The organism is Citrobacter sp. U14242, from assembly GCF_046555775.1.
Classification (GTDB): domain Bacteria; phylum Pseudomonadota; class Gammaproteobacteria; order Enterobacterales; family Enterobacteriaceae; genus Citrobacter.
In genome coordinates, this window is the sequence record NZ_JBKGLW010000013.1 from 83,484 (window position 1) to 95,732 (window position 12,249).

The 12,249-nt window shown below is 53.0% G+C and carries 13 protein-coding genes; 2 read left to right on the forward strand and 11 right to left on the reverse strand.

Going from position 1 to position 12,249, the window contains the following annotated elements; all coding sequences use genetic code 11:
- Positions 1–82 precede the first annotated feature (82 nt).
- The 3 genes from pspG to ACLJXE_RS20295 all read right to left on the reverse strand — a co-directional run bounded on the left by pspG (position 83) and on the right by ACLJXE_RS20295 (position 2,052).
- Positions 83–325 carry an envelope stress response protein PspG gene (gene pspG / locus ACLJXE_RS20285; RefSeq protein ID WP_286627890.1) on the reverse strand — a complete coding sequence of 81 codons (243 nt, stop codon included), beginning with the start codon at positions 323–325 and terminating at the stop codon, positions 83–85.
- A 133-nt stretch (positions 326–458) separates the two neighbouring features.
- Positions 459–1,457 (reverse strand): tRNA dihydrouridine(20/20a) synthase DusA, encoded by a 999-nt coding sequence (gene dusA, locus ACLJXE_RS20290; protein ID WP_410751835.1) that lies wholly within the window; start codon positions 1,455–1,457, stop codon positions 459–461.
- Between the two features lie 106 nt (positions 1,458–1,563).
- Complete coding sequence (locus tag ACLJXE_RS20295; protein ID WP_410751836.1) at positions 1,564–2,052, reverse strand: cupin domain-containing protein; 489 nt, start codon at positions 2,050–2,052, stop codon at positions 1,564–1,566.
- 115 nt (positions 2,053–2,167) lie between these two features.
- Between ACLJXE_RS20295 and zur the strand changes: the two genes are divergently transcribed.
- Complete coding sequence (zur, locus tag ACLJXE_RS20300) at positions 2,168–2,686, forward strand: zinc uptake transcriptional repressor Zur (protein WP_137381183.1); 519 nt, start codon at positions 2,168–2,170, stop codon at positions 2,684–2,686.
- A 44-nt stretch (positions 2,687–2,730) separates the two neighbouring features.
- Here zur and ACLJXE_RS20305 read toward each other — a convergent pair whose 3' ends face one another.
- From ACLJXE_RS20305 to ACLJXE_RS20320, 4 genes are all read right to left on the reverse strand, one after another.
- Positions 2,731–2,940: a CsbD family protein gene (locus ACLJXE_RS20305; RefSeq protein ID WP_005132658.1), complete on the reverse strand. Its 210-nt coding sequence runs from the start codon at positions 2,938–2,940 to the stop codon at positions 2,731–2,733.
- 136 nt (positions 2,941–3,076) lie between these two features.
- Entirely contained in the window at positions 3,077–4,396 is a 1,320-nt protein-coding gene (dinF, locus tag ACLJXE_RS20310; protein ID WP_286627887.1) for an MATE family efflux transporter DinF, read from the reverse strand.
- A 121-nt stretch (positions 4,397–4,517) separates the two neighbouring features.
- On the reverse strand, positions 4,518–5,126 hold the full coding sequence (gene lexA / locus ACLJXE_RS20315) for a transcriptional repressor LexA (RefSeq protein WP_103777801.1): 609 nt from the start codon (positions 5,124–5,126) through the stop codon (positions 4,518–4,520).
- Between the two features lie 109 nt (positions 5,127–5,235).
- Entirely contained in the window at positions 5,236–5,604 is a 369-nt protein-coding gene (locus ACLJXE_RS20320; RefSeq protein ID WP_003826594.1) for a diacylglycerol kinase, read from the reverse strand.
- A 171-nt stretch (positions 5,605–5,775) separates the two neighbouring features.
- Between ACLJXE_RS20320 and plsB the strand changes: the two genes are divergently transcribed.
- Positions 5,776–8,196: a glycerol-3-phosphate 1-O-acyltransferase PlsB gene (gene plsB / locus ACLJXE_RS20325; RefSeq protein WP_410751837.1), complete on the forward strand. Its 2,421-nt coding sequence runs from the start codon at positions 5,776–5,778 to the stop codon at positions 8,194–8,196.
- A gap of 59 nt (positions 8,197–8,255) precedes the next feature.
- On the opposite strand, the gene ubiA is transcribed toward plsB, so the two are convergent.
- The 4 genes from ubiA to ACLJXE_RS20345 all read right to left on the reverse strand — a co-directional run bounded on the left by ubiA (position 8,256) and on the right by ACLJXE_RS20345 (position 12,236).
- Positions 8,256–9,128: a 4-hydroxybenzoate octaprenyltransferase gene (gene ubiA, locus ACLJXE_RS20330; protein ID WP_286627885.1), complete on the reverse strand. Its 873-nt coding sequence runs from the start codon at positions 9,126–9,128 to the stop codon at positions 8,256–8,258.
- 13 nt (positions 9,129–9,141) lie between these two features.
- On the reverse strand, positions 9,142–9,639 hold the full coding sequence (gene ubiC, locus ACLJXE_RS20335) for a chorismate lyase (protein WP_410751838.1): 498 nt from the start codon (positions 9,637–9,639) through the stop codon (positions 9,142–9,144).
- Between the two features lie 180 nt (positions 9,640–9,819).
- The gene (gene malM, locus ACLJXE_RS20340) at positions 9,820–10,767 is read right to left on the reverse strand and encodes a maltose operon protein MalM (RefSeq protein WP_410751839.1); all 948 of its coding nucleotides are present in this window, start codon (positions 10,765–10,767) and stop codon (positions 9,820–9,822) included.
- Positions 10,768–10,880: 113 nt separating this feature from the next.
- Entirely contained in the window at positions 10,881–12,236 is a 1,356-nt protein-coding gene (locus tag ACLJXE_RS20345; RefSeq protein WP_271449296.1) for a maltoporin, read from the reverse strand.
- Between the last annotated feature and the right edge of the window lie 13 nt (positions 12,237–12,249).

Here is a 12,249-nt window from a genome sequence, read left to right on the forward strand (position 1 = left end):
GCGCAATAGTGACAGATTTGATTATCAATTCCTATTTGGTTCTAAAGGCAATGTTTCAGGTTGTGACGCACCGCTCAATACCTTAGTAAAACCGACGGTTATTGCGCTGATACTGTGGGACTTTTGGCGCTTTTATCGCCTTGATCGCCCACACGACGGCGACAGCCAGTAACAGCCAGGGTAACAGTTTAATCATCAACGCAAACATCCCGCCGAGGAACATCACTGCCGTCGCCACCATCAGCGCGGCGAGGATGCCCAACAGTGATATGCCAGTGACCATCAGCATGACAAAAAAGCCAATCACAAAAAGTAGTTCCAGCATGATGCTCTCCCGAAATGAAATTCTCTCCATTGCATTACAAGAAACATGCCAAAATTAATACTTTGATTTATAAAGAAAACGCCCCGCGACAAAACGCAGGGCGTGGCGAAATTGACTAACTTTTGGTGAGAACTTAACGCTTATCCGCTACCAGTTTCAGCGCATGTTCCAGAACGTTAATATCGGCCCCGGCTTTATGCGCATTTTCGCTCAGATAACGACGCCATTGGCGTGCGCCTGGAATGCCCTGGAACAAACCCAGCATATGGCGGGTAATATGCCCCAGATAGGTCCCCTGGCTCAGTTCACGCTCAATATACGGGTACATGGCACGCACCACGGCGACAGGGTCAGCATCCGGAGTGGACGCAGCAAAAATTTCACGGTCGACCGATGCCAGAATACCCGGGTTTTGATAGGCTTCCCGGCCCACCATTACGCCGTCCATATATTGCAGATGCGTCTTTGCTTCTTCCAGTGATTTAATTCCACCGTTTATCGACATCGTCAGGTGCGGAAAATCACGCTTCAACTGATAAACACGGTCATAATCCAGCGGCGGGATCTCACGGTTTTCTTTCGGGCTTAGCCCGGACAACCAGGCCTTGCGGGCGTGGATGATAAACATCTCACATTCACCTTTACCGGAAACCGTATTGATGAAGTCACACAGGAATTCGTAGCTGTCCTGATCATCGATACCGATACGCGTTTTGACCGTCACCGGAATCGACACCACATCACGCATCGCTTTCACGCAATCGGCGACCAGTTGCGCATTCCCCATCAGGCAAGCGCCAAACATCCCGTTTTGTACGCGATCGGAAGGGCAGCCGACGTTGAGGTTAATCTCGTCATAGCCTCGTGCCTCAGCCAGCTTTGCGCACTGGGCCAGTGCCGCCGGGTCGCTTCCGCCCAGCTGTAAGGCTATCGGATGCTCTTCGTCGCTATACGCCAGATAGTCGCCTTTGCCATGAATGATTGCCCCGGTGGTCACCATCTCCGTATAGAGCAACGTCTGGCGGGACAGCAGGCGCAAAAAGTAACGGCAGTGTCTGTCCGTCCAGTCAAGCATCGGCGCGATAGAAAAACGATGAGCGGGAAAAGCGGTAGACTGAGATTCAGGCAGCATGGCGAATATTCAAGCATCCGGTTAAAAAAGGGGCGCTACTATAGCATAGACCGTTGCGATAGTGAGCCACATCATCGTGGATAGCGCTCTTCGTCCGCGTAGATCGTCATTTCCGCCCGGGTTTTCCGTCGTGTGGACCAAAAAACTGTGGCGGATGGTCAACCCAGCGATCCTCACGCGTGACCGCATAGACCGGATTGAGCGGATAGTAGATGCGGTTATGCTTCTTGTTCGCCTCACCGACGACCAGCAGCCGCACCTCGTCACTGGTGTTGTTGATAAAAGTGTGGCACACGCCGGTTCCTGCCGGAAAACCGACGCTATCGCCGGGTTCCAGCTTCCATAAGTAACCATTTATCCAGGCTTCCGGGTAGCCTTCCAGCACGTAGATAAACTCTTCTTCATCGCTTTCAGCGTGTGGATAAGAAGTACGACGTCCCGGCGGCAGACGTTCGTGGTGAATGCCTAATCGCCCTAACCCCAACCTGCGGGCCAGCGGCGCGCCAATAGAAAAAAGCTCATCGCTGCCTGGATAGGTGGAGTCATCAGCCCCCTCAACTTCACGCCAGTGGCGAATACAATCGGGTTTTTTCATGGTAATTTTCCAGTGTTGCGATGCGTCAGGTATAGCACACAGCGGTGGATCTCGGCGTTTTAAGCAGAACATGATAAAGTAAGGGATTAACCTTCCACACAAATCGAGGCGCCAAATGGACAAAACCACCACGCAGGAGTTATTGGCTCAAGCTGAAAAACTCTGTGTGCAACGTAACGTGCGACTAACGCCACAACGCCTCGAAGTGCTGCGCCTGATGAGCCTGCAGGAAGGTGCGATCAGCGCCTATGATCTGCTTGATCTGCTGCGGGAAACCGAGCCTCAGGCCAAACCCCCGACAGTGTATCGTGCGCTTGATTTTCTGCTTGAACAAGGCTTTGTGCACAAAGTGGAGTCCACCAACAGCTATGTGCTCTGTCATCTGTTCGATCAGCCAACCCATAGCTCGGCAATGTTTATTTGTGACCGCTGTGGTGTGGTAAAAGAAGAGTGTGCGGAAGGCGTGGAAGATATTATGCATACGCTGGCAGCTAAAATGGGATTTGCTCTGCGCCATAACGTGATTGAAGCCCACGGCCTGTGTCCGGCATGTGTGGAAGTTGAATCATGCCGCCATCCTGGTGATTGCCAGCATGACCATACCATTCAGGTGAAGAAGAAAGTAGGGCGGTAAATAAAAGAGCGTACATCCTTGTACTCTCAGGAGGGAGGGGTTAATTACCAGCGGTAATCGTTGCGTTTTTCCCAATCTTTAACTTCTTTCTCCGCCTGATCTTTCGCGTACCCGTATCGTTCCTGGACTTTACCTACCAACTGGTCGCGTTTACCTTCAATGACCGTCATATCATCATCGGTCAGTTTGCCCCATTGCTCTTTCACTTTACCTTTGAACTGTTTCCAGTTACCGCTGACTTCGTCTTTATTCATCATCAAGTCCTCATCGTTAGGTTGTGAATAGCGAGAGTGCTGCGCCCGGATACATGCTGTTTTTGCCGGGCGTGATAATAAGTGTAGTCAGGGATTCTGGGTTTTATTTACTATTCAGAATTTTTAACCATAGGCATCAGGCAAACCAGGTGCCCTTACGCCAGTGACGTCGCCAGATGAAGGCCAGTGAAAGACCTCGCAACGCGAGAAAAACGGTTAACGCCAGCCACAAGCCGTGGTTTCCCAGTAGCGGTAAAGCCAGTAGCGTTAACGCGAAACCCGCGGCCGCAACGGCCATGCTGTTACGCATTTCCGCGGCACGCGTTGCGCCAATAAACATCCCGTCCAGCAGATAACACCAGACGCCCACCAGCGGTAAAATCACCTGCCAGATGAGATAGCGATCGGCCAGAAGTTGGATCTGCGGCAATGAGGTCAATAGCGCAATGATCTGCTCGCCGAACAGGGCATAGACCAGGGAAAACAGGATTGCCACGATACCCGACTGCCGGCAAGCCGCCCGCCAGACATCCAGCAACTGGCTGCCATCCCGCGCGCCATAAGCCTGACCAGAATGTGCTTCCACGGCATAGGCAAATCCATCCAGCGCGTAAGCGGTGAACGTCAGCAGGGTCATCAGAACGGCATTGACAGCAATGACATCGCTACCGAGGCGAGCCCCGAGTACCGTGATAGCACCAAAGCAGAGTTGTAACAGCAGCGAACGCAGCATGATGTCACGGTTAAGCGCCAGTAAACGGCGGAAGTTGCCGCGCCACGCAAGCTTCAACATCGCCAGCGAAACCCCACGCAAATGCAGAACGTTGCGTACCATCATCAGGCCGATCAGTAACGTGACATATTCAGCAATCACCGTCGCCAACGCCGCGCCCTGCACGTTCATATGCAGGCCCATCACCAGCCACAAATCGAGCGCGATGTTAAGCACATTGCCAACAATCAGCAGGATCACTGGCGCGCGTGCATACTGGACGCCAAGCAGCCAGCCAAGCAGCACCAGATTGGCCAGTGAGGCGGGCGCGCTGAGCCAACGGATTTCAAGGAAACGTCTGGCCTGCTCCAGCACCGCTTCACTACCTCCCACGATATGCAACGCCAGGCTGATAACCGGTGTACGAAACAGTGCGATAAGCAATCCGGCACCCAACGCCAGCATCAGCGGCTGAACCAGCGCTCGTGCCAGTGCCTGCGGATTTTTCGCGCCGAACGCCTGAGCTGTCAGACCGGTGGTACTCATGCGTAAAAACAGCAGTAACATAAAGAGAAAACTGGTCGCTGTTGCGCCAACGGCAACGCCACCAAGGTAGACCGGGCTATCCAGATGACCAATCACCGCCGTATCCACCAGCCCCAGCAGTGGGACAGTGATGTTGGAGAAAATCATCGGTAAGGCAAGGTGCCAAAGTGCTTTATCAGAGGAGGTAAAGAAAGGCATGGAAAGGAGCCTGAAAAGGAATTAACGCGTTTTTGTAGGCCCGACAAGCGTAACGTCATCGGGCAACTTGCCGGAGAGCGATATAAACGCCTTTTCCGGCCTACAGGAAATCAGCAGATCATTACAGCCATTCACCGTTACGAATCACGCCGACAGCCAACCCTTCAATAGTGAAGCTTTGTTCACGCAGGTCAACGATGATCGGTTTGAACTCGCTGTTTTCTGGCAGAAGCTCAACCTTATTGCCCTGCTTTTTCAGGCGCTTAACCGTGACTTCATCATCAATACGGGCAACAACAACCTGGCCATTGCGCACGTCCTGCGTTTTATGCACAGCCAGTAAATCGCCATCCATAATCCCGATATCTTTCATCGACATGCCGCTGACGCGCAGCAGAAAATCGGCGTTCGGTTTGAACAGTGATGGGTCAACCTGGTAATGACCTTCAATGTGCTGCTGTGCCAGAAGGGGCTCACCGGCCGCGACACGACCAACAAGCGGTAAACCTTCCTCTTCTTCCTGCAGCAGGCGAATACCACGCGATGCGCCAGAAACGATTTCCAGCACACCTTTACGTGCCAGCGCTTTCAGGTGTTCTTCAGCCGCGTTTGGGGAACGGAACCCCAAACGCTGCGCGATCTCCGCACGCGTCGGTGGCATACCTGTCTGGCTGATGTGATCTCTAATGAGATCAAACACCTCTTGCTGCCTGGCCGTTAACGCTTTCATTCCGCCCCCTGGGTGTATATACAGTTATGCTGTGAGTATATACAGCTAAAGGCGAATTTGGAACCGCAAACTGCACAAAAAACAGGAGATTTATGAAGTTGTGGAATCTTTATCGCAAATGCGACCACAACAGGATGCCCCAGGTGATCAGCGCGACAAAAATAGAAAGCAATACCGCAGCCGATCCCATATCTTTCGCCCGGCCAGAAAGCTCATGATACTCAGAACCAATCCGGTCGACGACCGCCTCAATGGCGCTGTTCAGAATTTCAACGATCATCACCAGCATCACCGAACCAATCAGCAGTACGCGGGTAATCGCGTCAACGTCCAGCCAGCAGGCAATTGCTACCCCCAACAGTACGGCAACGCTTTCCTGACGGAATGCCGCCTCATTGATCCATGCGGCACGGAAACCTTTCCAGGAATAGCCTGCTGCTTTGATAATCCGAGTGAATCCAGTGGTATTATTGGCCATCAAAAGAACCTTTTTACATTATTAGCGTTAGTATCATTGTATCGTTACCCTGTTTGTTTCAGGGCATAAGCAAAGCTGCGCGAAGTATGACGGGATACCACAGAAATTCACTAAACTTTCTGATATCCTTGCAGCGCATTTGCATTATTAACCAGAGGCTTTACATCGTTTATGTCCGGCTGGCCACGAATTTACTACAAATTACTGAATTTACCATTAAGCATCCTGGTAAAAAGCAAGTCTATCCCGGCGGAACCCGCCCCGGAATTGGGACTCGATACCTCTCGTCCCATTATGTACGTCTTACCGTACAACTCAAAAGCTGACTTGCTGACACTGCGTGCCCAATGTCTGGTGCACGACCTCCCCGATCCCCTGGAACCGCTGGAGATAGACGGGACTTTGCTGCCGCGCTACGTGTTTATACACGGCGGCCCGCGTGTATTCACCTATTACACGCCAAAAGAAGAGTCCATCAAGCTGTTCCATAACTATCTCGATCTGCATCGCAGCAACCCCGATTTGGATGTGCAGATGGTGCCGGTATCGGTGATGTTTGGCCGTGCGCCAGGGCGCGAGAAAGGCGAGGTCAATCCGCCACTTCGCATGCTGAATGGCGTACAGAAATTCTTTGCCGTCTCCTGGCTGGGACGCGACAGTTTTGTCCGCTTCTCACCTTCCGTCTCCCTGCGCCGCATGGCAGACGAACACGGCACAGATAAAACCATCGCACAGAAACTGGCACGCGTCGCGCGTATGCACTTTGCCCGCCAGCGCTTAGCCGCGGTTGGCCCTCGCCTCCCTGCCCGCCAGGATCTGTTTAATAAACTGCTGGCCTCAAAAGCCATCGCGCGCGCGGTGGAAGATGAAGCTCGCAGCAAAAAAATCTCCCATGAAAAAGCGCAGCAAAACGCTATCGCATTGATGGAAGAGATTGCCGCGAATTTCTCCTATGAGATGATCCGCCTGACAGACCGTATCCTGGGCTTTACCTGGAACCGACTGTACCAGGGAATTAACGTTCACAATGCCGAGCGCGTACGCCAACTGGCGCACGACGGGCATGAAATCGTCTATGTGCCGTGCCACCGCAGCCATATGGACTACATGCTGCTGTCGTATGTTCTGTACCATCAGGGGCTGGTTCCACCGCACATCGCTGCAGGGATCAACCTGAACTTCTGGCCGGCTGGTCCGATTTTCCGCCGTCTGGGCGCATTCTTTATTCGTCGTACGTTTAAAGGCAATAAGCTCTATTCCACCGTATTCCGCGAATACCTGGGCGAGCTGTTCAGCCGTGGTTACTCGGTTGAATACTTTGTCGAAGGTGGTCGCTCACGTACCGGCCGTCTGCTTGACCCGAAAACCGGCACGCTGTCGATGACCATCCAGGCGATGCTGCGCGGCGGTACGCGTCCCATTACACTGGTGCCTATCTACATCGGCTACGAGCACGTGATGGAAGTGGGGACTTACGCAAAAGAGCTGCGTGGCGCGACTAAAGAGAAAGAGAGTCTGCCGCAAATGCTACGCGGTTTGAGCAAGCTACGTAATCTGGGTCAGGGCTACGTTAACTTTGGCGAACCGATGCCATTGATGACCTACCTGAATCAGCATGTGCCGGAGTGGCGCGAATCTATCGATCCTATCGAGTCTATTCGCCCGGCCTGGCTGACGCCGACAGTGAATAACATTGCTGCCGATCTGATGGTACGCATTAACAACGCGGGCGCAGCAAACGCCATGAACCTGTGCTGTACCGCGTTACTGGCTTCCCGCCAGCGTTCTCTGACTCGCGAGCAGCTAACCGAACAGCTCGATTGCTACCTGAGCCTGCTACGCAATGTACCGTATGCTGCGGATTCGACAGTTCCCACACAAAGCGCCAGTGAACTGATCGACCACGCCTTGCAGATGAACAAGTTTGAGGTTGAGAAAGACACCATCGGTGACATCATCATTCTGCCGCGTGAGCAGGCGGTACTGATGACCTACTACCGCAACAACATTGCGCACATGCTGGTTCTGCCTTCGTTGATGGCAGCGATTGTGACTCAGCACCGTCGGATTTCACGCGCCGCGTTACAACAGCATATTGACGCGCTGTACCCGATGCTGAAAGCAGAGCTGTTCCTGCGTTGGGAGCGTGATGAGCTTGCCGGCGTGATTGACGCGCTGGCCAACGAAATGCAGCGTCAGGGTCTGATAACTTTGCAGAACGATGAGCTGCATATCAACCCGGTTCACTCTCGCACGCTTCAGCTGTTGGCTGCGGGCGCGCGTGAAACACTACAGCGCTATGCCATTACCTTCTGGCTGCTGAGTGCAAACCCGTCCATCAACCGCAGTACGCTGGAGAAAGAGAGCCGTACCGTGGCGCAACGTCTTTCCGTACTGCACGGTATCAACGCGCCTGAGTTCTTCGATAAAGCCGTGTTCAGCTCTCTGGTGCTGACGCTGCGTGACGAGGGCTACATCAGCGATACCGGTGATGCCGAACCGGAAGAAACGATGAAGATCTATCAGATGCTGGCCGAGCTGGTCACATCCGATGTGCGTCTGACCATCGAAAGCGCAACGCAGGGCGAGTAAGCATAAAAAAACCGGTCAAAATGAACTGACCGGTTTTTATTTTGCAGGTTAACCCAGAATCAAAGGTGCCAGTAGCTCATCGCCAGCCCTAAGAACAGCACCAACCCCACATAGTTATTGTTCATAAACGCTTTAAAGCAGGCATCCCGTTCACGATCGACAATCAGTTTCTGCTGATAGACAAACAGCGCACCCGCCACCAGCAGTGACCAGTAATAGCCCAGTCCTAAGCCATTCAACCAGCCCACCATCGCCATCAGCGCCAAAACACCAACCTGCAGAATGCCAATAATCAGCTTATCGTTCTGACCAAACAAAATGGCGGTCGATTTAATGCCAATCTTCAGATCGTCATCACGATCAACCATCGCGTACTGGGTATCATAAGCCACCGCCCAGAGAATATTGGCGAGGAACATCAACCAGCAGCTCAGCGGTACAGATTCACTGACGGCGGCGAACGCCATGGGAATAGACCAGCCAAACGCCGCCCCCAACACCACTTGCGGCAGGTGTGTATAGCGTTTCATAAAGGGATAAACCCACGCCAGTGCTAACGCCGCAACGGACAACAAAATCGTCATCGTGTTAAGCGTCAGAACCAGCAGGAAGGCGAGCAACACCAGCACAACAAACAGTATTCGGGCTTCTTTCTCTGTCACCGCACCACTCGGCAGCGGTCGGTTTGCCGTGCGTTTGACGTGTCCGTCAAATTTGCGGTCGGCATAATCATTCACGACGCATCCGGCGGCGCGCATCAGCCACACACCGGCGACAAACACCGCCAGTATCCACAATTGCGGTACGCCAGGGGTCGCTACCCACAGCGCCCACAGCGTCGGCCAGAGCAGCAGTAAGGCACCGATTGGCTTATCCGTACGCATCAAGCGGTGAAACGCCAGCAGCTTATTCTGCGTCAGACTCCACTCCATCTTTATCTTCCTCTCAATACAACGGCGATGCAGGCAAAAAAAGCTCGGTAAGCATCAGCGGCTTACCACTCAGCCGCAGGCGGGAACGACGCCCCCATAGCGCTGCATCGCGGCCAATCTCAATAAAATCGCGGGTCAATGTCGATGATGTAAACAGATAGCGCCCGAGCGGAGTTTTCCCCAGATTTTGTAAAGCCAGTTCGGGGCCGCACAAGGTGGATTCCGGCACTACGGTCCGACCGGCAAGCCACGGCTCACCATCTGCGCATAACAGGATTTCCCGCAACCAATAGCGGGGTTCTGTCGGCAGCAACGTCAACTCTTCAGCGACCTCATTTTGCCCAACGAATCCTTCTCGTATCAATGTTACGGTGACCTGTTTTCCCTGCTGCTCAAAACGTTTGGTCATGGAATCTTCCAGTAACAACCAGTCGAGCAATTGGGGGTCAAGCGACGGGATCGCATCAAAATAACGCAGAGCACGCAGTTGCGTTAACGCGGGGTGTGGCATGCCTTACTCTCCGATTCATAACCTGAGGGCATTGTATCGCAGAAAAGGCTTTGCGGGGTGAGCAAACACGATTAAGTGATCGGTAGAGCAACATAAGTGTAACAATCAGCATCGAAGGATAAAAAAAGGTGCGCCAGGAGACGCACCAGTTGTTGCAAAATCAACAATGTGGGGAGATGGTTACCCCTTGCCTTTTACACTGCTGATAAAGGTGGAACGGGCAGATTTTGATCCCAGACGTTCAGCTTCATCAAGCAGCTTCAGCGCTTTATCAACATCACCTTTCGCCACGGCATCTTTAATCGCCTGGTTAAAATAGTTCTCAGTGTCATTCAGCATCGGTTCGCTTTTCTTCACTGGTTGCGGTGCCGGCGCGGCGACCGCGGTAGCCGGAGCCGCATAAGTCACCGCAGGCGCTGCGGTATTACCGACAGTGACAGGGCCAGGGCCGGAAGAACCGAACAGCGGCCCCACCAACACACTGGAGGACGTGCTGGTTTTGACTTTCAATTTCAACAGACCATCGGTGGTATGACGCGCGATCGGGTCCGGAATATCGGGAACGGCGTTACCGACACCCTTGGCATAGGCTTTTGCCGGATCAAGCAGGGTCGTGGTCTGTTGGAGGTCTTTATCCGTCGTAAAGACCAGAACATAGAGCTTTTGCTGGCCCAGCGCCGGCGTCAGACGCATTACGCCTTCCAGGCGATCGGCACTCATTACGCCGGGCTCCTGGTAGGTGAAATAGCTGCTGGGGAAGAACGCAGATGGCGTCATATTCTGATCAAGAATTAAGACGTTTGGCGCAAATACGCTGGTTTGTTTGTTAACTTCACTGCTCAATGTCAGGGTCAGTTCACCAATGTTGGCCGGTACGCTCCAGGCCGCGACCGGACCGGTAATTCCAGCAACATCCAAACGCTGGCCAGCGCTCGCAAGCTGCGTGGACTGGGTTTTCGATTGATCGACTGGCGTCCAGGCCAGCTGTTGCAACGCAGCCGTCGGAATCGACGGTGCAGCGGCGGTGTCCTGCGGAACGATATTCACATCGGCCAGGCTGATTCCAGGGACGCTGGCAAATAACCCTGCCGATAAACAAAGGGCAACGAGACTTTTCTTCATTTTCATTGTTATCACCTCAGATAGCATGGGTTCAGCGGTGGCCAGGCAATAGCGCGCTAAACCGTAAGTAAGAGGGGCTTACGCCCCTCTTTAGGTCATTACGTCAGGTTAATGCCGGATTACCACCAGATTTCCATCTGGGCACCGAAGGACCACTCGTCGCTATCGCCACGGCTGGTGGTGCTGATACCGGAGTTGGTTGCAGCAGCATATTTAGAGACCGAATCTCCGTTTTTCACGTAGCCCCATTCTTCATCCCATTTGGCATAGGTTGCAAAGACGCGGATTGCCGGACGAGACCAGATGCTGTCGCCTGCCTGCCACTGTTGCGCCAGGGTGATTTTGTATTGGCTGTTGCGATCGCCAGTCTGTTGAGATTTGACGTTGTCGTAGCCGACTTCCATCAGGGTGCTCATGATTGGTGTCCATTTGTACATCGGACGAATACCCACGGTGTACCATTCAGTACCCAGGTCGTTATCCATGTCGATATTCTGATACATACCGACGTACATCAGGTCCCACTTGTCGCCCAGAGAGATAGCACCGTGGTCAAGTACGCGCACCAGGCTACCGTTGTTATTGATGTTGTTGTTTACATGATGGATAACGGGATCATTTGGTGTTGCCTGGGTATCGAAGGTTGAACCGTAAGTACCCTGCGAGCCACCTTTACCCTGCGTGGTCATCGCATCAGTTGCATACTGAACCACGAACTTGTTATAGCCCTTCAGCATGCTCTGGGTATGTTCTGCAGTGAACATCCAGCCATCTTTAGAAGCGCTATCCGCGTAGCTATAACCGTCAGTTTTATTCGCACGACCGTAGTCAACACCCAGTTCCAGCATGCCGTCCGGGTTAATGGCCATCTGCGCTAAACGCATGTCGAATACGTCGTTCGCGGTATCTTTGGATGTGTCGTAGATATTCTGGCTACTGAAGGTGTAAGAACCACCCGCTTCCTGAGAACGGGTTGCGGCCAGAGACAGTTTACCGAAGCCCAGATCGATGTTTTCAATACCGGCACCAGGACCTGAAATATCCCAGTAGTAGAAGTCGATCATATGGACGTCATGACGCTGGTAGAAACGTTTACCGGCCCAGATGGTGGAACCCGGCAGCCATTCAATCAGGTTTTTACCCTGCACGTTGGCTTCGCGGAAAGCAGGATCGGTCGCTTCCCAGTCATTCTGCTGTGCAACGGAGTAGGCAACGTTGGTGTCGAAGTAGAAGCTCTTATCGCCCTCTTTCCACACTTCCTGACCTAATTTGATTTCCGCATAGGTTTCACATTCGTTACCAAGACGGTATTTACTTTGGGCACCGGTTGCCTGGAAACATTGTTGTTCGCCGCCACTACCCGTCCAGCCGATACCGGAACGAGCATAACCATGGAAATCTACAGCCATTGCCTGAACAGACATAATGCCTGCTGCCACAGCAACCGCCAGAGGGAGTTTGCGCAGAGTAATCATCGTTCTATCTCCT